The organism is Paraburkholderia sp. DHOC27, from assembly GCF_003429005.1.
Classification (GTDB): Bacteria; Pseudomonadota; Gammaproteobacteria; order Burkholderiales; family Burkholderiaceae; genus Paraburkholderia.
The window spans coordinates 80,440-103,686 of the sequence record NZ_QVQV01000002.1; the positions used below are offsets into that span (position 1 = coordinate 80,440).

At 64.0% G+C, this 23,247-nt stretch carries 16 protein-coding genes; 11 read left to right on the plus strand and 5 right to left on the minus strand.

Annotated elements, in window-relative coordinates; genetic code table 11:
• Nucleotides 1-208 precede the first annotated feature (208 nt).
• Complete coding sequence (locus D0B32_RS08740; RefSeq protein ID WP_117333577.1) at nt 209-1,609, minus strand: MFS transporter; 1,401 nt, start codon at nt 1,607-1,609, stop codon at nt 209-211.
• Between the two features lie 781 nt (nt 1,610-2,390).
• Here D0B32_RS08740 and D0B32_RS08745 point away from each other — a divergent pair.
• A complete protein-coding gene (locus D0B32_RS08745) occupies nt 2,391-3,896 on the plus strand; it encodes an MDR family MFS transporter (RefSeq protein ID WP_117333578.1) in 1,506 nt (501 codons plus the stop codon).
• 289 nt (nt 3,897-4,185) lie between these two features.
• The gene (locus D0B32_RS08750; RefSeq protein ID WP_117333579.1) at nt 4,186-4,923 is read left to right on the plus strand and encodes a methyltransferase domain-containing protein; all 738 of its coding nucleotides are present in this window, start codon (nt 4,186-4,188) and stop codon (nt 4,921-4,923) included.
• Between the two features lie 501 nt (nt 4,924-5,424).
• On the opposite strand, the gene D0B32_RS32255 is transcribed toward D0B32_RS08750, so the two are convergent.
• The gene (locus D0B32_RS32255) at nt 5,425-5,607 is read right to left on the minus strand and encodes a hypothetical protein (RefSeq protein ID WP_147329510.1); all 183 of its coding nucleotides are present in this window, start codon (nt 5,605-5,607) and stop codon (nt 5,425-5,427) included.
• Nucleotides 5,608-5,610: 3 nt separating this feature from the next.
• Between D0B32_RS32255 and D0B32_RS08755 the strand changes: the two genes are divergently transcribed.
• The 3 genes from D0B32_RS08755 (at nt 5,611) to D0B32_RS08765 (ending at nt 8,521) form a co-directional block, all read left to right on the plus strand.
• A complete protein-coding gene (locus tag D0B32_RS08755; protein ID WP_117334136.1) occupies nt 5,611-6,177 on the plus strand; it encodes an acyloxyacyl hydrolase in 567 nt (188 codons plus the stop codon).
• Nucleotides 6,178-6,475: 298 nt separating this feature from the next.
• Nucleotides 6,476-6,841: a hypothetical protein gene (locus D0B32_RS08760; RefSeq protein WP_117334137.1), complete on the plus strand. Its 366-nt coding sequence runs from the start codon at nt 6,476-6,478 to the stop codon at nt 6,839-6,841.
• Between the two features lie 348 nt (nt 6,842-7,189).
• Nucleotides 7,190-8,521, plus strand: coding sequence for a TAXI family TRAP transporter solute-binding subunit (locus D0B32_RS08765; RefSeq protein ID WP_117333580.1), 1,332 nt, complete (start codon nt 7,190-7,192; stop codon nt 8,519-8,521).
• 27 nt (nt 8,522-8,548) lie between these two features.
• On the opposite strand, the gene D0B32_RS08770 is transcribed toward D0B32_RS08765, so the two are convergent.
• Nucleotides 8,549-8,749 (minus strand): hypothetical protein, encoded by a 201-nt coding sequence (locus D0B32_RS08770; protein WP_147329511.1) that lies wholly within the window; start codon nt 8,747-8,749, stop codon nt 8,549-8,551.
• A gap of 520 nt (nt 8,750-9,269) precedes the next feature.
• On the opposite strand from D0B32_RS08770, the gene D0B32_RS08775 reads away from it, so the two are divergent.
• Genes D0B32_RS08775 through D0B32_RS08790 form a run of 4 tightly spaced genes read left to right on the plus strand, consistent with a single transcriptional unit; the run spans nt 9,270 to nt 18,739 of the window.
• Nucleotides 9,270-10,619 carry an efflux RND transporter periplasmic adaptor subunit gene (locus tag D0B32_RS08775; protein WP_117333582.1) on the plus strand — a complete coding sequence of 450 codons (1,350 nt, stop codon included), beginning with the start codon at nt 9,270-9,272 and terminating at the stop codon, nt 10,617-10,619.
• 18 nt (nt 10,620-10,637) lie between these two features.
• Nucleotides 10,638-13,808, plus strand: coding sequence for an efflux RND transporter permease subunit (locus D0B32_RS08780; protein ID WP_117333583.1), 3,171 nt, complete (start codon nt 10,638-10,640; stop codon nt 13,806-13,808).
• On the plus strand, nt 13,805-17,137 hold the full coding sequence (locus tag D0B32_RS08785; RefSeq protein ID WP_117333584.1) for an efflux RND transporter permease subunit: 3,333 nt from the start codon (nt 13,805-13,807) through the stop codon (nt 17,135-17,137). Before D0B32_RS08780 ends, D0B32_RS08785 begins: the two co-directional genes overlap by 4 nt.
• 6 nt (nt 17,138-17,143) lie before the next feature.
• Complete coding sequence (locus D0B32_RS08790) at nt 17,144-18,739, plus strand: efflux transporter outer membrane subunit (RefSeq protein ID WP_404935538.1); 1,596 nt, start codon at nt 17,144-17,146, stop codon at nt 18,737-18,739.
• On the opposite strand, the gene D0B32_RS08795 is transcribed toward D0B32_RS08790, so the two are convergent.
• Nucleotides 18,729-19,424, minus strand: a complete 696-nt coding sequence (locus D0B32_RS08795) for an HD domain-containing protein (protein WP_117333585.1) — start codon at nt 19,422-19,424, stop codon at nt 18,729-18,731. The two genes, D0B32_RS08790 and D0B32_RS08795, sit on opposite strands and share 11 nt — an antisense overlap.
• A 127-nt stretch (nt 19,425-19,551) precedes the next feature.
• Nucleotides 19,552-19,809 carry a hypothetical protein gene (locus D0B32_RS08800; protein ID WP_117333586.1) on the minus strand — a complete coding sequence of 86 codons (258 nt, stop codon included), beginning with the start codon at nt 19,807-19,809 and terminating at the stop codon, nt 19,552-19,554.
• Between the two features lie 363 nt (nt 19,810-20,172).
• Here D0B32_RS08800 and D0B32_RS08805 point away from each other — a divergent pair, with 363 nt between their 5' ends.
• Nucleotides 20,173-20,649 carry an OsmC family protein gene (locus D0B32_RS08805; protein ID WP_117333587.1) on the plus strand — a complete coding sequence of 159 codons (477 nt, stop codon included), beginning with the start codon at nt 20,173-20,175 and terminating at the stop codon, nt 20,647-20,649.
• A 334-nt stretch (nt 20,650-20,983) separates the two neighbouring features.
• Nucleotides 20,984-23,245 (plus strand): catalase/peroxidase HPI, encoded by a 2,262-nt coding sequence (gene katG / locus D0B32_RS08810; RefSeq protein ID WP_117333588.1) that lies wholly within the window; start codon nt 20,984-20,986, stop codon nt 23,243-23,245.
• Nucleotides 23,246-23,247: the final 2 nt, after the last annotated feature.

Below are 23,247 nucleotides of genomic sequence, written 5' to 3' on the forward strand. Positions count from 1 at the left end.
CCGCCGCAAAGAAAGTAGGCAAAGAAAGCGGGCTCACACCGCCAGTGCTTAGATAGCCACCTCTGTTTATAAAACTTAGTGGTCCGAACACAAGACCTGTTCTCGCACTCTATGCGTTTATGACAAGGCCGTCATCCGCTCCAGCGTTGCGCTGCGCGCCCCGCCGTTGGGCATAACCGTTCGTGGTCCTCGCACCACACCATTCCCCTCACGCATTCCCATCCACCCGTACCGCCGCGGGTTGCATCGCGCCCGTCGCCACCATCGCCTCTGGCGGTAGCGCCCACGCCATCCAGCGTGTGCGATGCAGGACCACCAGTGCAAAGGCAAGCGCCGCTATCGCGCCAAAAGTTGCGAAGCCCATCTGGTAGCTGCCTGTGCTCTCCTTCGCCATGCCCATGATCACCGGCAAATAGAAGCCGCCAATTCCCCCCGCGGCGCCAATGATCCCTGACATCAAGCCTGTCTTGCCCTTCCAGCGCTGTGGCACCAGCTGGAACGTCGCGCCGTTGCCCAGTCCAAAGCACAGATACGTGGCCACCAGCAACGCGATGCCGGCCGGCAGCGGTGGCATCCACGCGGCAAACGCGAAATCGCACAGTGAAATGCCCGCCAGCAAGATCACCAACGCTCGCACGCCCGAGATGCGGTCGGCGATCAGGCCACCCAGCGGACGCACCAGTGCACCCGTAAATGCAAGCATCGACATGAAAAGACCGGCCTCCAGTTTGGGCAACTGATACAGCGAAATCAGCAGCGTCGTCACGTACGACGACATGCCCACGAAACCGCCAAACGTAATGCTGTAAATCAGCATCACCACCCACGTGTCGCTCTCGGCCAGCACGCTGCGGTAATGCTTCGGCAGCACTGCGATGGCAAGCAGTGCACCCAGCACCGGCAGAAGCAGCACGCCTGTCTTGCCGCCGCCAAACACGCCTGCGTGCACGGCCAGCACCAGCACGATCAATCCTGCCAGGGTCACGAAGAAGCTGCGGAACGCGCGCGGGGCGCTGCCTGATTTCGGACCCAGATCCTTTGCCCAGAAGAACAACGCTACTGCGGCCAGCCCCAGCAGCGGCAAGGCTGCGCCTGCGGCCTTCGCCCAGCCGAAGTGATCGGCGATGCCCGGGAACATGAAGCCGTCCAGCACCGCGCCGATGTTGCCCGCGGCTGCGAGTCCCAGCACCAGGCCCTGCACCTTCGGCGGATAGTTGCTGCCGGCCATCGGCAGCGCCACCGCGAAACTCGCGCCGCCCACGCCAAGGAAGACGCCCAGCACCAGCAGCATCACGTAGGACGGCGCGACCGGTGAGAGCGGCAGCACGATCGACGGCAGCGCCGACAGCGCCACGCCCATCAACGCAATGCGCCGGCCGTCGTACGCCTGGTACAGATTGCCGAGCGTCACGCGCAGGATCGCCGCACCCAGCACCGGCACCGCGACGAGGAAGCCCAGCTCCGCCGGCGACATCGCGATGTCCTTGTGGATAAACGGCGCAAGCGGGCCGAACATCACCCACACGGTGAAGCCCGTGTCGAAGTACAGGAAACACGCCAGCAACGCACGCCAGTTGCCGGCGGTCAGCGAATTCAAAAGATGTTTCATGGGTCTCTCGCAGCGGTGAAAACCAGGCGCAAAAAAAAGCGTCCCGAGTGCCCACGCCCCACCTCTCATGCCCAGGTGTGCGTGTGGTACTCGGGACGCCGTTGTCCCTGCGGGTCGTCTTGTCCAGACGCCCCATCAAGATTCGATACGCTGAGGCCGTCGTTGACCTCGCTGCGTTCTAATGCAATAGGTATGCCATCGCGCCTCGCGTCGCCCTGCAAAGTCATGCAATTCGCGCCTGCTTCGTGCGCCGTTGCGGCGCGAAGGAATTACATGAGACGCTCGGCAAACGCTGGCGGTATAAGGCGTCACGCGGCGCCGACCTGCATAGAAACGAAGGCCGTTTCGCCTCCCGCAAAAAAATCGTACGTCGCCACAACAGACCCTTGGGGCGCCCGTGAACCTCATCGCCAATACGCGTGACAAGGCGCGATTGCGGCGCGTCGATGAATTGACTTGGTGCAAGTGCGTGGTGCGCCGCACCATGTTCTGGCACGCCCAGGAGCGGGCTTCATTCCACGCTGCGCCCATATCCCTCGTGACGGTGGGGTCAAGCAGGCTTTCGAACGGCGCGGTAACATCCGCGCTGTCACATCCGATCCCGCGCTAAAGCGCCACCGCGCCAGCAGCGCGCCGCATGACCGGAACGCCGTGCCCACGATGCCGGCGGTGAGCGTCGACGCTTCGCGCCGAATCGGTCCGTGGTATCCCCGCGGTATCCCGTCATACCTGAACGCGGCTCGAAGAAGCCGCGCGACACTCTCCTACCCTGCAAAACTGCATGTCACACCATCCAAAGACAGTTCGGCCTCTCGTAATCGCCTCGGTCATGGCTTCCATGGCGATGGTCGCCATCGAGGCAACCATCGTCTCCACCGCCATGCCGCAGATCGTCACGCAACTCGGCGGCCTGCATCTGTATAGCTGGGTGTTCTCGTCGTTCCTGCTCGCGCAAACCGCGATGACGGTGGTGTTCGGCAAGCTCGCCGATCTGTATGGCCGCAAACCGGTGGTGCTGATCGGCATTGCGATCTTCCTCGTGGGTTCGCTGCTCGCGGGCTTCGCCTGGTCGATGCCGGCCATGATCGTGTTCCGTCTGATCCAGGGGGTCGGCGCGGGCGCGATCCAGCCGGTGACACTGACCATCGTCGGCGACCTGTACCCCGCCCGTGAGCGCGGCAAGATCCAGGGCTATCTGGCGAGCGTCTGGGCCATCGCGGCCGTGGTCGGGCCGATGGCGGGCGGCCTCCTGATCCGCGACCTGTCGTGGGCGTGGATCTTCTGGATCAATATCCCCATTGGCCTTTTGTCGGCTGCGGGCTTCATGGTTTATCTGCACGAGCACGGCAAGCACCAGCGGCCTTCCATCGATCTGGCCGGCGCCGCGCTCTTCACGGTCTCGATCGGCGCGCTGATGATGGGCCTCACCGACGCCGGCGAATCCAGCAACGCACTGGTGCTGTTCGAGTTTGGCCTGTTCGTCGTCACGGGCGTGCTGTTCGTGCTGCAGGAACGCCGCGCCGCCGATCCGATGATTTCGTTCGCGCTGTGGGGTCATCGTCCCATCGCCGCGAGCAACGTCGCGACGGTGCTGTCCGGCATGGCGCTGATGGGCCTGACGAGTTTCCTGCCCATGTACGTGCAGGGCGTGCTGGGCCGCTCACCGGTGGTGGCGGGCCTCGCGCTGACCATGATGATGGTGGGCTGGCCGAGCGGCGCGACCTTCGCCGCGCGTTCGCTGCACCGGCTCGGCCTGCGCCGTACGTTGATCGGCGGCAGCCTGTTCCTGCCGCTCGGCGCCATCTTCTTCGCGACGCTCAATCCGCAAAGCACGCCGCTTGCAGCCGGCATCGGTTCGCTGATCATGGGTCTCGGCATGGGCATCGTCAGTGTCAGCTCGCTCATCCTGATCCAGGAAATCGTCCAGCCGTCCGAGCGCGGCAGTGCGACAGCGTCCAATCTGTTCTCGCGTAATCTGGGCAGCACGCTCGGCGCGGCCATGTTCGGCGCCGTGCTGAACTATGGGCTCGCGCACTCGTCGCGGCTCGCCGCCGTCACCTCCGATCAACTCCGGCAGATCCTCGACGCCACGCCCGGCAGCGCCGCTGCCAGCGCCGCCAGCAATCCGGCCACGGCGGCCGCCGTGCGCTTCGTGCTGCATCAGTCGTTACATCTGACCTTTGCGTCGATCCTCGTGATCTCCGTGATCTCGGTCGGCGCGCTGCTGATGGTGCCCGCCATCAAGCTCGGCCCGGCGCAGCCTGCCTCGGCGAACTCGGGGGCTTGACCGAGGCTCGGCAACTAGCCTGGGCCAGCCTGGCAATAAACCGCACCCGCAAGCCTGGCAAATTAAGGCGGTAAATAAGGACCGCAACCAGGCGTTGTTATTGCGCATCAGGACGGTGCGGCGCGCGCTTTACGATTACCCAACGCGCCGGCCGCCTCGAGCTTGACCAGCCTTTGTCCCTGGGCGCCGCTGCTTTTCTGCTGACCAGGGATGGCTAACATCGCCAAGTATCTGGCGCACAAACACTAAGTTCCGCGATTGCGAAACGGGGTCCAACCCGGCACCCTGAATGCGCCGTGCCTTTCGCGCGGCTGACACTGTGGCAATCCAGGGGACTAGAACAATGCGCGATATTTCCTACGAAGAACAAACAGTCAACGCGCCAAATCCGTTGGCGCGATTCGCTCACCGCACCCGCATGGTGGTAGCGCTGGACCTCGCAATCCAGGCCTGCCCCGAACACGCCACGGTGCTCGATTTCGGCGCGGGCCCCGGACTCTTCCTGCATACCCTCGGTCAGGCACGCCGCGACGTGCATCTGATCGGCCACGATCCGTTTGTCGCCTCCGGCTTTCCGGAGATCAAGTACGCCGACTCGTTCAACCGTATCGACGACACCTCCGTCGACGTGCTCACCGCCTTCGAGGTGTGCGAGCACCTCTACCCGCAAGAGATCGATCAACTGCTCGAGGACGCCTCGCGCGTCATGAAGCCCAACGCCACGCTGATCATTTCGGTGCCGATCATGTACGGCGTCGCGGTGATCCCCAAGGTGCTCAACTGGATGGTGCGTCATCGTAAATCGAAGACTGAATACAGCGTGCCGGAGATCCTGCAGTCGGCCATCGGCACCCGTGTGTCGCGGCCGGAGAATCCGCGCGGCACGCACAAGGGCTTCGACTTCCGCGAGTTGCGCGACACGGTCGAGCAGCGCTTCACGGTCTCGGCCGTGCGCCACAGCCCCGTCAAGTGGCTGCCCTGGTGGCTAAGCTCCCAGTACTTCATGATCTGCCGCAAGGCGGCCTAGCCGCCGCGTTTCGCTACGCCAGCACTCGCTACCTACCGCCGCAGAGTATTGCGGCGGTTTGCTTTTCGGCGTGCGGGCCGTATGTGCGATGTCATGCGAGCCGCTTTTAGCACCTTCTTTGGCGGCTGGTTTAGCGCCCTCGCCCGGCGGCTAGTCGGCGCCTGGGCAGTGCCTAAGACAGCGGCCCGTTTAGCCACCGTTCAGCGATTGGCTTAGTGCGCATTTCACGCCGCATTTCACGCTGCGCTGAACGGGCTGTTCGGTGGCGGCCTGGTCGCTCCGTCGCGGCGATTCAATGGCCCTCTAGCGACGCCACAAGCTCGCCTTCGACGCTGCCTCAAGCGGTTCGCCCAGCGCTCCACGCACCGCGGCTACCCGGGCATCCGCTTTGCTAAAGCACGTCGGCGACGCGCTTCACGCTGCTCTTCGAACCTTGCGTATGGCAACGCCCGTTACGGAAATGTGCATGTTCCGTGCAGACAGTTGCTGAATCTGACATAGTCATTTCTCGCGGCAAGCATTTGCGCTGCGGGCGGTCGGCTCTAACTTTGTACGCCGTTTTGTCTGACCCATTGCCACCAGCAACGGGCAGCGCCGGCAAAAACCATCGGAGACACTTTCGACGGCAAAAACAACATGCAAAGCGTTTCCTTCAATAAACAAACCAATAAAGTTGTCGGACACTTCATGCACCCAAAACCATCCACCCTAAAAGCAAACACGTTGCGCGTCCTCCTTGTTGGCGCGCTTTGCCTCGGTTCCGCCTGCGCCCGCGCCGACCAGTTCGGTGTCCAGTTCGCCGGGGGCGTCGCGGATCACGACATCAAGAAAGCCGACCTCGGCCTCGTCTGGGATCCGGGTCTCAGCTGGTGGGAACTCGGCGGCTACCACTTCACGGTGGTCGGCGAGGCGCACGCGGCCTACTGGGACATCCGCGAAGACCACGCCGCGCATCCGGACATCTGGGAATTCGGCCTGACGCCGGTGTTCCGTTTCATCAAGAGCAGCGGCTGGTTCCGGCCGTATGTGGAAGCCGGCGTGGGCATACGGTTCCTGTCACACGTGCGCGAGACCGACGACCGCACCTTCTCGACCTCGTTCCAGTTCGCCGACATGGTCGGGATCGGCGCGCAGTTCGGCTCGCATCAGCAGTATCAGGGCGGCTTCCGCTTCCAGCACATCTCGAACGCCAGCATCAAGGACCCCAATCCGGGGGAGAACTTCAGCGAAATTTACGTGCAGTACAACTTCTGATGGCGGGGTGCGCGCGGCCGTTTGCGGCGCGAAAGATCGGCGTGGATCACGGCCAGCAATCCGGCTATCAATCGGGCTGCCGACCAGGCTACGAACCCGGCCACCAAAGCGGCCATCAACGCGGCCCGGTTTAGGCTCAGTAACAACACGTGTTCCGCATTATGGCAAACGCGTGATATGGTTGAGTTGCATCAAAGAAACGGCTCATGAGCCGCTTGACGGGCCATTCCGCGAGGGATAGCGCGCCTGGTGGTTCGCCCCCATGAGTCGCACGCAACTCATCGTAGAGAGCCTCGACATGAGTGATGTACGCCTCCATCTGAGCCCACGCGATCGCGTGGAACTGCTTTGCTGGCTCACCTGTGGGAGCCTTGGCGCCTATTACCTGAACGAGACCTGGCCAGAACCTTCCTTTCACGTCCAGACCGCGCACAAGTGGCTGGACCGCCACTTACGGGAAGCGGACTGGCTGAGCGTGGCGCGCCTCTCGGCCCTGGCGCTGGAAATTGCCAACCGGCACGCACGTTTTGTCGAAACGGACTGGGCTCGCGACGCCGTCGAAGAAATCATCGACACCGACGATCTCAACTTTCAGGCGCGGCTGGTCCTGCAGGTGCTGACCGACTGCGAACGCGCGCTGGCGGACAAACGCATCGCCGACTGAGTCGACTGAGCGGCGATCCTCCGGGGCGACGGCAGGACGGCAGGCGGTGCGGGGGATGACGGGACGGGTGCGCCGCGCGCGCAGCCGGTGCCGCGCCTCTGCGTCTGCGTCTGCGTCTGCGTCTGCGGTTGCGGTTGCCTCTGCGTCTGTGTCAGCGTCTGCATCCGCGCATGCGGCGTGTCCTGCCTGCGCCCCGACGCTTGCAGTGTCGCTCACACACGGCACGGAGTTGATCAGGGATGCTGATCAATTTCCGCGCAAGAACGCGCATCAGACCACACACCACGGTGCACACCTGAACCGCCTCGCACCCCATACAATAAGCCCCGCCATCCGAACGGAGCCTCCATGAAACATCCGCGTCCGCGTCCCCCGCAGTTTTCCGGCGAGCACTCGCACGCCGACCTGCGTGATCTGACCTTGACGTTCGCACCCATCGCGGTGCTGGTGGTGGTCGTGGTGACGCTGATCGTCTGGCTTGTGAATCCGGCGCCGCCGCGCACCATCGTCATGAGCGCCGGGCCTCACGACAGTTCCTTCCTGCTCGCGGCCAATCAGTACAAGACCATCCTGGCGCGCAACGGCATCACCCTCAAGGTGCTCGAGTCCGACGGCTCGCTACAGAATCTGCGCCGCCTGCTCGATCCCAAACAGCATGTGGATATCGCGCTCGTGCAAGGCGGCGTGTCGGACGGTCTGCCTGTTACGTCGCTGATGTCGCTTGGCAGCGTGTTCTACGATCCGCTGGTGGTGTTTTATCGCGGCAGCGGCATCAACGGCCTCGCGCAACTGGAAGGCAAGCGCATCGCAGTGGGCCGCGAAGGCAGCGGCACGCGCGAACTGGCGCTCAAGCTGCTGGAGGCGAACGGCATCCGGCCTGGCGGCGACACCCCGCTGCTGCCGTACGACGGCCTGCAGGCCGCCACCGCGCTGGTCTCGGGGCAAGTGGACGCGGCCCTGCTGAACGGCGATTCGGCCACCCGCGCGCTGATGCTGCGTCTGTTGCGCGTGCCCGGCGTTTCGGTGATGAACTTCGACGAAGCCGCCGCCTATACGCGGCTCTTTCCCTATCTGGACGAAATCGATCTGCCGCCCGGCGTGCTCGATCTCAAACACCGCATCCCGCCCGACACCATCCACCTGATCAGCCCGATCGTGGAAATCGTCGCCCGCAGCGACCTGCATCCGGCCATCTCCGATCTGCTGATCGAAGCCGCCCAGGAAATCCACGGGACGCCCGGCCTGCTGCAACACGCCGACCAGTTCCCCAACCTCACCCCGCGCGAATATCCGATCAGTGAAGACGCGCAGCGTTACTACAAGACCGGTAAGAGTCTCCTGTACCGCAGCCTGCCGTTCTGGATTGCCAGTGTCGTGGACCGCACGCTGGTCCTGCTGGTGCCGCTCGCCGTTCTGCTGGTGCCGGGCCTGCGCCTGCTGCCGGCGCTTTACCGCTGGCGGGTCCGCTCGCGCATCTACCGCTTTTATGGCTCGCTGATCGCCATCGAACGCGAGGCGCTGAAGAATCCGACGCCGCAGGAACGTAAAGTGCTATTCGGAGAACTCGATCAGATCGAAGCGGCCTTGAACGAGTTGCGCATGCCGCTGGCGTACGCGGACGCGTTTTACGTTTTGCGGGAGCACGTGGGGTTCGTGCGGGCGCGTCTGATGGAAGAATAAAGCACAGGCAAAAAGCGTCACGCGGCGTCATGCACGCGTGATCCAATAATGACTCGACAACCACAGTCTTTCGATATGCTTACGAATAATCCGGCTGCTGAACATGGCAGAAATGTCAGCCTCGATGCCGTGAAACGCGCGCCCTGCCTTACTTTGCGCCTGAAGCGTTACTGAACTTTGCACAGCGCCCTCGTCGTAATCCACGGTAATCTGATTACGGTTTGTCATGTCCGGAAATCGGGGCGCGCACATTACACTGCACCGCATGACTCATTATTCCAATCGTCGGGCGCCTTGTCTGGTCGCGCCACGCTACTACGCTACGCTGCCTTGCCTCGCCATCTCCGCGGATTTGCGTGGCTCGCCACACGCTGTCCGGATGCCGATCGGGACGGCAGCCGGCACGCACTGCCAGCAACGCGCCGTCATGTCAACGAAGGCGTCGCATGGTGACAAGTCGCGCGAAACGTGGCAATTTTCCGCAGTTGTGTGCGGAGCAAGTGTGTCCGAAGCGAAGCGCGCGGCAAGCGGGTCGAGATCGACTTGCGACTCGACCCGCAGTTCAACCCGCCTTCGCACGAATGTCGTACTTAAGCTGCGCGTCAGGCGCGGACCGAGAGAATAGAACCAGAAACACCCCACATGGCAGGCGAACTGCCAGTCCGGGCGGGGCAGCGCCGCGCATGATCTGCGCCGGGCCAACCCAACAATTCCTAACAGCACACCCGTCTAGTTTTCGGAGATTCATATGAGCGAAGCCGTGTCCAAGCAGCCCAGGCGCTCCCGTGGCAGGATCATCCTGCTCGTCATCGTGCTGGCGCTGGTCGCGATAGTGGTCATCCACCTGCTTCGCCAGAAGAAGCCCGCTCCCAAGGCGGCGCCGCAAGTCGTCACGGTCGCCGCGGCCTTCAACGGACCGATGCCGGTGGTCCTGAACGAACTGGGCACGGTCACGCCGATCGCTACCGTGACGGTGCTGCCGCAGCTGAGCGGCTACCTCACCGCGGTAGGCTATCAGGAAGGCCAGGAGGTCAAGAAGGGGCAATTCCTCGCCCAGATCGACCCGCGCCAGTATCAGATCTCCAAACAGCAGGCGCAGGCGCAACTGGCCAAAGACCAGGCATCGCTCGCCCAGGCGCGCTCCGACCTCGCGCGCTACACCGAGCTGAACCAGCACAAGTCGATTGCCGAGCAGACCTTCGCCGACCAGCAGTTCCTCGTGCAGCAGGACGAAGCCGCGGTCAAGTCGGATCTGGCGAACATCGCCCAGTTCGATCTGGACCTCGCCTATTGCCACATCACGGCGCCGGTTTCCGGACGCGTGGGTCTGCGTCTGGTCGATCCGGGCAACTATGTGACGGCATCGTCCTCGCCCGGCATCGTGGTGATCACCACCGTCAAGCCGACCACCGTGCAGTTCACCGTGCCGCAAGACTCGCTCGGCTCCGTCATGCAGCGTCTCGGCACGGGCGCCTCGCTGCCCGTCACCGCGTATAGCAGCGACAACAGCAAGCAGATCGCCACCGGCACGCTGTACGCCGTCAGCAACCAGATGGCCACGGCCACCGGCACGGTGACCCTGCGGGCCACCTTCGCGAACGACGACGAAGCGCTGTTCCCGAACGAATTCGTCAACATCAAGCTGCTGGTGGACACCATGCAGAACGCGGTGCTGGTGCCGACCCCGGCCGTGCAGACCGGCGCGCCGGGCGACTATGTGTACCTCGTCAACAGCAACGACACGGTCTCCGTGCACAAGATCACCATTGGACCGAGCGACGGCAAGAACACTGTCGTGCTGTCCGGTCTCGTGGCCGGCAACACGGTCGTCACCGACGGCATGGACCGCCTGAACGACGGCGCTTCGATCAAGCCCGCCCCGGCCAAAGCGGCTTCCGGTGCAGCGCCCGCTTCGGCGCCGGGCGCCACGCCGGATGCCGCTTCAGGAACGTCCGAAGCCTCCAGCACGGCGGCCGCCGCCGCGCAAGCCGCGCCCGCTTCGGCGGATGCCGCCAGCGCCACGCCCGCCCATCACAAACATGCCCACGGCGGCGCCTCGGGCGCAGCCGCTGCCTCGGCAGCTTCCGACGCATCGTAGCCGCAGACCGACGCGCCAATGAATATCTCCCGTCTGTTCATTCTCAGGCCAGTCGCCACGCTGCTGCTGATGATCGCCCTCGTGCTGGTGGGCCTCGTCGCGGTACGCGTGCTGCCGGTCTCGTCCCTGCCCAACGTCGACTATCCGACCATCCAGGTGCAGACCTTCTATCCGGGCGCGAGCCCGGACGTGATGGCCACCACCGTCACCGCGCCGCTCGAGGTGCAACTGGGTGAGATTCCCGGCTTGCAGCAGATGACCTCGTCCAGCTCGGACGGCGCCTCGGTCATCACGCTGCAGTTCGATCTCTCGCTGAACCTCGACGTCGCCGAGCAGAACGTCCAGCAGGCCATCAACGCCTCCAACAGCTACCTGCCGAGCGGCCTGCCCGCGCCGCCGACCTACGCCAAGGTCAACCCGGCCGACCAGCCTATCCTGACGCTCGCGGTCACCTCGAAGTCGATGTCGCTGACCCAGCTTCAGGACACCGCCAACAACCGCCTCGGCACCAAGATTTCCGAAGTCTCAGGCGTGGGTCTCGTGACCACGGCCGGCGGCAACGTGCCCGCCATCCGCGTGGAAGCGGACCCGCAGAAGCTCGCCGCCTACGGCCTGAACATCGACGATCTGCGCACCCTGCTCAGCTACGTCAACGTCAGTCAGCCGAAGGGCAATTTCGACGGTCCCGACCTCGACTACACCATCAACGGCAACGACCAGATCTCGGATCCGAAAGACTATCTGAACACGGTCATCGCCTATCAGAACGGCGCGCCGGTGTTCATGCGCGACGTGGCCCGTGTCACCTCCGCGGCGCAGGACGTCGAACAGGGCGCGTGGTACAACGGCACGCCCGCGATCGTGCTGAACGTGCAGCGCCAGCCGGGCGCCAACGTGATCGCCACCGTCAACCAGATCATGAAGCAGTTGCCGCAGCTCGAAGCCACGCTGCCGGCCGGCATGAAGGTCACGGTGGTGTCGGACAGTACCGGCGTGATCCGTTCGTCGGTGCGCGACGCAGCGTTCGAACTGATTCTCGCCATCGTGCTGGTGGTGGCGGTGATCTTCGTGTTCCTGCGCAACGTGCCGGCCACGCTGATTCCGAGCGTTTCGGTGCCGGTCTCGCTGATCGGCACGCTGGCGGTGATGTACCAGCTCAACTACTCCATCGACAACCTCTCGCTGATGGCGCTCATCATCGCCACCGGCTTCGTGGTGGACGACTCGATCGTGATGATCGAGAACATCGTGCGCTATCTGGAGGAAGGCAAGACGCCGCTCGAAGCAGCGCTGGAAGGCGCCGGGCAGATCGGCTTCACGATTCTGTCGCTCACCATTTCGCTGATCGCCGTGCTGATTCCGCTGCTCTTCATGGGCGGCGTGATCGGGCGTCTGTTCAGCGAGTTCGCGGTGACGCTCGCGGTCACCATCGTGATCTCGGCGGTGGTATCGCTGACGGTCGTGCCCATGCTGTGCGCGCGCATGCTGCGCGCCCAGGCCGAGCGCCATCCCAGCCGTTTTGAGCGCATCAGCGAAGGCCTTTTCGACAAGACCCTCAACGCCTATGAACGCGGCCTCGAATGGGTGCTGGATCACCAGGTCCTCACGCTGGTGGTGTTCGTCGGCACGCTGGTGCTGACCGGCTTCCTGTATGTGGCGATTCCGAAAGGCCTGTTCCCGGTGCAGGACGTCGGGGTGATCGAAGGCATCAGCGTGGCCGACAACTCGGTCTCGTACTCGGCGATGGTGAACCGCCAGGCAGCACTCGCCGACGTGATCCTGAAAGATCCGGACGTGACCTCGCTCACGTCATACGTGGGCATTGACGGCATCAACACGACGCTCAACAACGGCCGCTTTCTGATCAACCTGCGCGACAAGGACAAACGCTCGCTGACGGCGCAGGAAATTGCCCGCCGCCTGCAGAACGAAGTCGCCAAGGTGCCCGGCATCCGGCTCTACATGCAGCCTGAGCAGGATCTGACGCTCGACACCACCGTCTCGCCGAACCAGTACAAGTTCGTGCTGCGCGGCCCGAGCCAGGAGGCGTTCAACCAGTACGTGCCGGCGCTGATCGACAAGATGAAGCAGATTCCGTCGATCACGGACGTGCAGAGCGACATGAACACCAACGGCAACAGCGTGTACGTGGAGGTCAACCGGCAACTCGCCGCGCGCTACGGCATTACGCCCGCCACGATCGACAACGCGCTGTACGACGCGCTCGGCCAGCGCATCGTCTCGACCATCTTCCAGCAGTCCGACCAGTACCGCGTGATCCTGGTGGCCAAGCCCGAGACCCTGCCCACCGTGCAGTCGCTCGGCAACCTGTATCTGCCGAGCCAGACCAGCACTAGTGGTCAGGTGCCGCTCGCGGGCATCGCCAAGATCAGCATCACGAAATCGCCGCTGGTGATCAGCCACCTTGCGCAGTTCCCGGCCGTCACGATCTCGTTCAACCTGGCCGAAGGCGCCTCGCTCAGCACGGCGGTGGACCGCATCAACAAGGCCGAGGCGAGCGTGAAGCTGCCGCCGTCCATCACCTCGTCGTTCCAGGGCGCCGCGCAGGCCTTCGAGGATTCGCTCTCGAGCGAGGTGTATCTGCTGATCGCCGCGCTGGTGGCCGTGTATATCGTGCTGGGCGTGCTGTACGAGAGCTTCATCCATCCGGTGACGATTCTCTCCACGCTGCCCTCGGCGGGTATCGGCGCCCTGCTCGCGCTGATGATCGCCGGCAGCGACCTGGACGTGATCGGCATTATCGGCATCGTGCTGCTGATCGGTATCGTCAAGAAGAACGCCATCATGATGGTGGACTTCGCGCTGGATGCCGAACGCAATCACGGCAAGCCGCCGCGTGAGGCCATCTTCCAGGCGTCGCTGCTGCGCTTCCGGCCGATTCTGATGACGACGCTCGCCGCCATGCTCGGCGCCCTGCCGATGCTGCTCGGCACCGGCACGGGTTCGGAACTGCGCCGCCCGCTCGGTCTGGCGATCATCGGCGGTCTGACCTTGAGCCAGATGCTCACGCTGTTCACCACGCCGGTGATCTATCTGTTCTTCGACCGCATGGCGCAGCGCGTGAGCCGCTGGCGTCAGCGCCGCGCGGGTAACTCGGGAAATTCGGGTAACACGGGCGGTCCGGGTAGCGCAGGCACTCCAGGCACCACCCCGGAGGAAACGCCTTGAATATCTCGGCGCTCTTCATCCGGCGGCCGGTGGCGACCACGCTGCTGGCCATTGCGATCCTGATCTCCGGCGCGCTCGCGTACTTCCGCCTGCCCGTCGCTCCGCTGCCCAACATCGCCTTTCCGGTGATCGTGGTGCAGGCGCAGATGGCCGGCGCGAGCCCGGACATCATGGCGTCCACCGTGGCCGAACCGCTCGAACGGCGGCTCGGCACGATTGCCGACGTCGCGGAACTGACTTCGATCAGCTACGTGGGCATGTCGATGATCGTGGTGGAATTCGGCCTGAACCGTGACATCAACGGTGCGGCGCGCGACGTCGAAGCGGCCATTCAGGCGGCCCGCGCCGACCTGCCCACCACGCTGCGCAGCAATCCGACCTATCGCCAGTACAACCCGGCCGACGCGCCGATCATGGTGCTCGCGCTCACCTCGGACACGCTCACCAAGGCGCAGCTGTACGACTCCGCGGATTCGGTGATCCAGCAGCAGCTCTCGCAGGTGAACGGCGTGGGCCAGATCACGCTGGGCGGCGGCGCGCTGCCGTCGGTGCGGGTGGAATTGCAGCCGGGCAAACTGAACAGCTACGGTATCGGCATGGAGGACGTGCGCGCGGCGATCAGCGCGGCCAATGCCGACAGTGCCAAGGGCCACCTCGACGAAGGTGGCCAGCGCTACGTGGTGCTCTCCAACGACCAGATCACCAAGGCAAAACCCTACCGCGATCTCGTGATCGCGTACCGCAACGGCGCGCCGGTGATGCTGAAAGACGTCGCCCAGGTGAGGGATTCGAACGAAAACATCCGCAACGCCGGGCTTTATAACGCCAAATCCGCGGTGCTGGTGATCGTCTATCCGATGCCGGGCAGCAACGTCGTGAGCACCGTCGACCAGATCCACAAGGTGTTGCCCGCCATCGAAGCCACCTTGCCGAGCAGCGTGCATATCGGCGTGGCGATCGACCGCTCGCAATCGGTGCGTGCCTCCGTGGCCGATACCGAACGCACGCTGTTCATCGCCGTGCTGCTGGTGGTGGGCGTGGTGTTCGTCTTCCTGCAATCGCCGCGCGCCACGCTGATCCCGGCGGTCGCGCTGCCGCTGTCGATTGTCGGCACCTTCGGACCGATGTATCTGCTCGGCTACAGCATCGACAACCTTTCGCTGATGGCGCTCACCATCGGCACCGGCTTCGTGGTCGACGATGCGGTGGTGGTGCTGGAGAACATCGTCCGCCATCTGGAACTGGGCCTGAGTCCGAAAGAAGCGGCGCTCAAAGGCAGTGGCGAAGTGGGCTTCACGGTGATCTCGATGAGCCTCTCGCTGATCGCGGTGTTCCTGCCCATTCTGTTGATGCCGGGCATCGTCGGGCTGCTGTTCCATGAGTTCGCGGTGGTGCTGTCCATCGCGATCCTGATCTCGCTGGTGATCTCGCTCACGGTCACGCCGGCCATGTGCGCTTACGTGCTGAGCCGCGAGAGCACCATGCATTCGAGTTCGCGCTGGGCCATGTGGGTCGAGCGCATGTTCGAGCGTTTCAAGAACGCCTACTCGCGCTCGCTCACTGCCGTGCTCGATCACTCGCTGCTGGTCATCCTGCTGCTGATCGGCCTGCTGGTGGGCAACGTGTTCCTCGCGCGTTTATTGCCCGCCACCTTCTTTCCGGAGCAGGACACTGGCATCCTGATCGGCCAGATCATTGCCGACCAGAGCATCTCCTTCCCGGCAATGGAGAAGAAGCTCGCGCAGTTGCAGCAGATCGTGCAGAAAGATCCGGCCGTGCAGTCCGTGGCCGGCTTCACCGGCGGCCGCGCGCTCAATACGGCGAACGTGTTCGTCGAACTGAAGCCGCTCGCCGAGCGGCACGCCACCGCCACCGAAGTCGTCAACCGTCTGCGACCGAAGCTCAACGCCGTCTCCGGCGCGCGGCTCTTCATGCAGGCGCAGCAGGATCTGCGCATTGGCGGGCGGCAGTCGGCAGCCGAGTATCAGTACACGTTGACGAGCGACGATTCCACCGCGCTCTTCGCATGGACGCCCAAGCTCGTCGCCGCGCTCAACAAGCAACGCGCCACGCTGGTGGACGTGAACTCGGACCTGCAGCAAAACGGTCTGCAAACCTATATGACGTTCGACCGTACCACGGCCGCACGCTACGGCTTTGCACCGAACCAGATCGACAGTGTGCTGTACGACGCGTTCGGCCAGCGCACGGTCTCGACCATCTACAACGCGCTCAACCAGTACTTCGTAGTGATGGAAGTGGCGCCGGACTACTGGCAGTATCCGGAGTCGCAGGACCAGATCTATCTGAGCACGGCGGCGGGTAACGCTTCGGGCGCCAAGCAGACGCAGATGCCGGGCGGCACGGTCTCGGGCGTGACGGCGCCCACGGCGATAAGCAGCGCGTCGAGCACGTCGAGCAGTACCAATACGCTCAATTCCGATGCCGTTGCCAACCAGGCCACCAACAGCATTTCCAACAGCAAGGGCAGCAGTTCGAGCGGCAGCGCGGACAGTACCGCCGCCGAAACGATGGTGCCGCTGAGGGTGCTGTCGCGCAGCGTCAACAGCCACACGGCCACCCAGGTGAACCACCAGAGCGGACTCGTGGCCGCGACGATCTCGTTCAACCTGCCGGCGGGCGGCTCGCTCAGCAAGGCCGGTCAGGCGATCACCGACACCGAGCGGGAGATCGGCATGCCGGCCAGCATCCATGGCGCATTCGCCGGCGCGGCGCAGGCATACGCGCAGTCGATGGGCACGATTCCGCTGCTGATTCTGGCCGCGCTCGTGGTGGTGTATATCGTGCTCGGCGTGCTGTACGAAAGCTCGATTCACCCGCTGACGATTCTTTCCACGCTGCCCTCGGCCGGTATCGGCGCCACGCTTGCGCTGCTGATCTTCGGCACGCCGTTCTCGGTGATCGCGATGATCGGCATCATCCTGCTCATCGGTATCGTCAAGAAGAACGGGATCATGATGGTGGACGTGGCGATCCAGTTGCAGCGCAGCGAAAAGATGCCCGCCAAGGAAGCGATTCACGCTGCCGCCGTGGTGCGTCTGCGGCCTATCATGATGACAACGGCGGCTGCCGTGCTCGGCGCGGTGCCGCTTGCCATCGGCATCGGCCAGGGCGCCTCGCTGCGTCAGCCGCTCGGTATCACCGTGATGGGCGGCCTGATCCTGAGCCAGGTCTTTACGCTCTACACCACGCCGGTGATCTACCTGTACCTCGACCGCTTGCGCGCCAAGCTCGTCGGCTGGTCCGCCAACTTGCCGTGGAACCGGCAAGACGAACAACCGGGGCAACACCCGCGGCAACCGGAATAAGAAGGCATGAAGATGAAGATTTCCCGCACACCGCTGGCCGCCGCGCTCACCTTGCTGATGAGCGGTTGCATGGTCGGCCCGGACTATCACCGCCCGCCCGTCCAGGTGCCGGCCACCTACAAGGAACTGCCGGGCTGGACCCAGGCCGAGCCGGCCGCGACCGCCCCCAAGGGCGACTGGTGGACCGGCTTCAACGATCCGTTGCTGAACGAACTGGAACCGCAGGTGGTGATCTCCAACCAGACCGTGCGGCAGGACTACGCGAACTACGAGGAAGCGCTGGCTGAAGTGCGGGTGGCACGCGCGAGCCTGTTTCCGACCATCGGCGTGACCGGCTCGGCGACGCGCGCACGCAGTTCCACGGGCAGCCTCAGCAGCAGCAATGCGAATTTCGGCAACTTCCAGCGGATCAACAATTCGGGTTCGCTGGAAGGCAGCCTGAATTGGGATCTGGACGTATGGGGCGAAGTGCGCCGCACCATCGAAGAAAATGCCGCGACCGCCGAGGCCAGCGAGGCGACGCTCGCCAACGCCACGCTGTCGGAACAGATCGCGCTCGCCACGGCGGTGATCGACCTGCGCGTGAGCGACGCGAACATCGATCTGCTGACGCAGACCGTCGCCGCTTACCAGCACTTTCTGAGCGTGGTGTCCGATCAGGACAAGGCCGGCACCATCGCGCCGTCCGATGTGATCACCGCCCGCACGCAACTGGAAACGGCGCAGGCCAACCTGATCAACCTCGGCGTGGCGCGCGCGAAGTACGCGCACGCGATTGCGGTGCTGGTGGGCAAGAATCCGGAAGACCTCGACATTCCACACAGCACTACCATGCCGTCGCTGCCGTCGATTCCGGTGGGCGTGCCATCCACGATCCTGGAGCGGCGGCCCGACATCGCCACCGCCGAGCGGCAGATGGCCGCGCAGAATGCAGCCATCGGCGTCGCCGTGGCGGCCTATTACCCGACCATCTCGCTGTCGGCGCTGGACGGCTTCACGCAATCGCCGCTGTCGGGCCTCCTGCACGCGGCCAACTACGTGTGGTCGCTGGGCGGTTCGGCAAGCGAAACGATTTTCGACGGCGGCGCGCGCAGCGGCCAGGTCGCGGCGGCCAAGGCAGCGTATGACGCAGCGGTGGCCAACTATCGCGGCACCGTGCTGGGAGCCTTCCAGAACGTGGAGGACGACCTGTCGGGCCTGCGCATTCTGGCCGAGCAGGCCGACGCCTTGCAGCGCGCCGTGACGGACGCCACGCGCGGCACCGAGATCGCCTTCAACGAATACCAGGCCGGCACCGTGGACTACACCACCGTCGCCACCGCGCAGACCACGCAGTTGAGCAACCAGCAGACGGCGTTGAACGTGCAGGAGGAACGTCTCGTGGATGCCGCCAACCTGATCGGCGATCTGGGCGGCGGCTGGTCGGCGAGCAGTCTGCACGACGCGCGCCATCCGGAGCGCGCCGCCAGGGCTGCGAGCGACGCCGCCGCGAGCGGTGCGGCGGTGGCGAGTGCGGTGCCAACCGCGGCGGCGAGCGATGCGAATGCCGCGAGTGCGGGCAATGCGGGGAGCGCATCGCCCAGCCAGCCGGTTACGCCTTAGTGCTATCCGCGCAGCCGCAGCCGGCGCCATGCGCGTGGCCGGCGTGGCTGTCGTCCCATGCCGAGCCAAGGATGATCTGGCAGAAGTTCAGGCGCTTGTAGTTCGGATCGCGCAGTTCGAGCACATCGGCCTTCACGTTGCCGAAGGTCGTTTCCGGCTTCTTGATGGTGCCCTGCGCGAAGGCGTCGATGATGCCGTTCTTGAAGTCTTTCTCACGCGGATGCGCCGCCACCACCTGGATGCGCTGCTCCTCGCTGAAGTCGTGATACGCGAGGCCCAGCACGTCCATCTCCACCCCTGCCGTAACCAGCGCCACGACCGGCTTCATATGCTCGGGGACGCCCGGTGTCGTATGCAGCGCGATCGACGCCCACACCTGTTCGATGTCGTAGTCGTTCACGCCGTACTGGGTGAGGAAGTCGCGCGCCGCGTTGGCGCCGTCCACTTCGAAACGGTTCGTCTTGCTGCTGTAGGCGTCGATCAGACCCATGTCATGGAACATGGCGCCAATGTACAGCAGCTCCGGATCGTACTTGAGCTGCTTGCGTTCGCCTGCGAGCGCGCCGAACAGAAACACGCGGCGCGAGTGGTTGTACAGCAGATCGGGTTCGGTGTCGCGCACGAGTTCCGTGGCGGCGCGCGCCATGATGCTGTCGGGGATCTTGATTCCGGCGATGCTGGTCATTTCGGGTTCCTTATTAATGGCAATGAAGCGAGTCAATGGATCGGCAATTGTTCAAGGGCAAATCATTCGGGTCGTGCAATGGGCCGCGTTGCGGCGCTTATGTGTCCGTGCGATGCAGCCTCGCGGGTCAGGTGAAAAAGCCCGGCGAGATGGCGTCGCTGGCGGGGAAAGTCTGCATCAGTGAATCGTCGAGCAGCCACTCCTGATGCGCGCGCTCGGCTTCGCTCATGACAACGGGATGACTGACAAGTTGACTGGCGAGCACAACACCTGTATGCGTGCTCCCGGCGTGAATGACGGGTCTGGCGGGCTGATTCATGGCGTCCTCCAAGTTCGTGTCGATGAAGGCAGTATTGGCCAACCGGGCTTCGTGGACAATCGACATGAACCGCTGATCCGTGCCAACTTTACGCGGTTTCCTGCCGGGAGGTCGTAAAACGGTCCGCGCGTCCGCCGCGTTTTCCGGCCCTGCAAGCGCGCGTTGCCGCGTCTGCCGTTTCATCGGTTCGACGTATCAGGTCAGACATGAGCGTGGCCGTCAGCTTGTTGCGATTTCGCGCACTGCCGCGCGCCGCGAGGCGTCGGCACCGCCCTCACCCGCCCAACCCGGCACGCAAACGATGTGATAATCCAGGCTCCTCACTCTGGGCAGCCGCCATGCCCTCATGCGGTACTGAGCGCCGGCGTGCACGGGACAGGCACCGGCAACCTTCGGCAAACTTCGGCAAAACACGAACAGGAGCGTGGCATGGCACATGGCGAGCACAAGTACCCGGTTTGCGTGCAGTGGACCGGTAATCGCGGCACCGGCACTTCTGGATACCGCGACTACGGACGCGATCACGTGATCCGCGCCGGTAGCAAGCCCGAGATCCCAGGCTCATCGGACCCCGCCTTTCTTGGCGACGCCACCCGCTGGAATCCGGAAGATCTGCTCGTCGCTGCGGCCTCGGCGTGTCACAAGCTCTGGTATCTGCATCTGTGCGCCGATGCGGGTATCGCCGTGCTGGAGTATGTCGATCATGCGGAAGGCACGATGCTCGACCGCGGGCAGCCCGGACACTTCTCGCAGATCGTGCTGCGCCCGCACGTGACAGTGCGCGCCGGTGACGACCGCGAGCTGGCAATGCGTCTGCATCACGCGGCGCACGAGCAGTGCTACATCGCCAACTCCGTCAATTTTCCGATTCTCTGCGAGCCCACCGTCGAAACGCTGCACGCCTGAATTCAGCGCCGGGCCCCGCTGTGAGCGGGCGTGGCAGTCTGCGGGCAAGGATCAGCGGGTTTGTTGCACAATGAGCGTGGCGAGTGGGACGAGTGCAACGAGTTTGCGAGGCGTGGCAGCTATAGGCGCGCACTATCGCGGGCATTGCCAGAATCGCGTTCAATTGATGCGCAGCGTGCACTATATTTTTAGTCGCGCCGTGGCGCGCACCGTCAACCAACATCATGTGATTTTTCGCAGGCCGTCAGCCCCTTGACATTGCAGCAGTGCAACATCCAGGCCTGCACCCAAGAGTAGAACAACAGGTGGGAACGTCCTCTCAAGGAGATAACGCATGTCAGACGAAGCAAAGTGCCCGTTCAATCATGCCGCCGGCGGCGGCACGACCAATCGTGACTGGTGGCCGCAGCAGTTGCGGCTCGATCTGCTCAGCCAGCACTCCAGCAAATCCAATCCGCTCGACGAGAGCTTCAATTACGCCGAGGCGTTCAAGAGCCTCGATCTCGCCGCGGTGAAGAAAGACCTCGCCGCGCTGATGACCGATTCGCAGGACTGGTGGCCCGCGGACTTCGGCCACTACGGCCCGCTGTTTATCCGCATGGCCTGGCATAGCGCCGGCACCTATCGCATCGGCGACGGCCGCGGCGGCGCCGGGCGCGGCCAGCAGCGTTTTGCGCCGCTCAATAGCTGGCCGGACAACGTCAGCCTCGACAAGGCGCGCCGCCTGCTATGGCCGATCAAGCAGAAATACGGCCAGAAGCTGTCGTGGGCCGACCTGCTGATTCTCACTGGCAACGTCGCGCTCGAAACAATGGGCTTCAAGACCTTTGGCTTCGGCGGCGGCCGCGAGGATACGTGGGAACCGGATCAGGACGTGTACTGGGGCACGGAAAAGACATGGCTGGGCGGTGACGTCCGCTACGGCAAGGGCGCGGCGGGCGATAACGAGGACGGCGGCGTGATCGTCGCGGACGAAGAAAAACACGGCGAGGAAGTGAGCCGGGACGATGGCGGACGTAACCTCGAAAATCCGCTCGGCGCGGTGCAGATGGGTCTGATCTACGTGAACCCGGAAGGACCGGACGGCAATCCCGACCCGGTGGCGGCGGCACACGACATTCGCGAGACGTTCGGCCGTATGGCCATGAACGACGAAGAAACGGTCGCGCTGATCGCGGGCGGCCACACGTTCGGCAAGACGCACGGCGCGGGTCCGGCGGACAACGTCGGCCCGGAACCGGAAGCAGCCGATCTGGAAAACCAGGGGCTGGGCTGGAAAAACAGCTTTGGCACCGGCAAGGGTGGCGACACCATCACGAGCGGCCTGGAAGTCACGTGGACCAATACGCCGACGAAATGGGGCAATGGCTTCTTCGAAAACCTTTTCAGGTTTGAATGGGAATTGACCAAGAGCCCGGCCGGCGCGAATCAGTGGGTGGCGAAAGGCGCGGACGCCACCGTGCCGCACGCCCATGACCCGTCGAAGAAGCTGCACCCGACGATGCTCACCACCGATCTGTCGCTGCGCTTCGATCCCGCTTACGAGAAGATTTCGCGGCGCTTCCTCGAGAATCCCGACCAGCTCGCCGACGCATTTGCACGCGCGTGGTTCAAGCTGACCCATCGCGACATGGGACCGCGCGTACGCTATCTCGGCCCGGAAGTGCCCGCCGAAGAACTGCTGTGGCAAGACCCGATTCCGGCGGTCGATCACCCGCTGGTCGACGAGAAAGACGTCGCTGCGCTCAAGCAGAAAATTCTGGCCACGGGGCTGACGGTCCCTGAACTGGTTTCGACGGCGTGGGCCTCGGCCTCCACGTTCCGCGGCTCGGACAAGCGCGGCGGCGCCAACGGTGCGCGCATCCGTCTTGCGCCGCAAAAGGACTGGGCCGTCAACCAGCCGCAACAACTCGCGAAGGTGCTGAAGGCGCTGGAAGGCGTGCAAGCCGAGTTCAACGGCGCACAGTCGGGCGGCAAGAAGATTTCGCTGGCCGACCTGATCGTGCTGGGCGGCAGTGCCGGCATCGAGAAGGCGGCGAAAGACGCCGGCCATCAGGTGAGCGTGCCCTTCACGCCCGGCCGGATGGATGCCTCGCAGGAGCAGACCGACGTGGAATCGGTCGGTGCACTCGAACCGTATGCCGATGGCTTCCGCAACTATCTGAAGGCGAAATACAAGGTGCCGGCGGAGGCGCTGTTGATCGACAAGGCGCAGTTGCTGACGCTCAGCGCGCCCGAGATGACGGCGCTGATCGGCGGATTGCGCGTGCTGGACGTGCACGCGGGGCAAAATCCGCACAGCGTCTTCACCAAGCGGCCAGGCACGCTCACCAACGACTTCTTCCGCAATCTGCTCGACATGCGCATGGAGTGGAAGCCGGCTTCGGCGGCTCGCGAGTCGTTCGAAGGGCGTGACCGCAAGGGCGGCGAAGTGCAGTGGACCGGCAGCCGGGTCGACCTGGTGTTCGGCTCACATGCACAACTGCGGGCGCTGGGCGAGGTCTATGCCAGCGAGGACGGGCAGGAGAAATTCGTGCGCGACTTCGTGGCAGCATGGGTGAAGGTGATGGAGCTGGACCGCTTCGATCTGAAGTGATG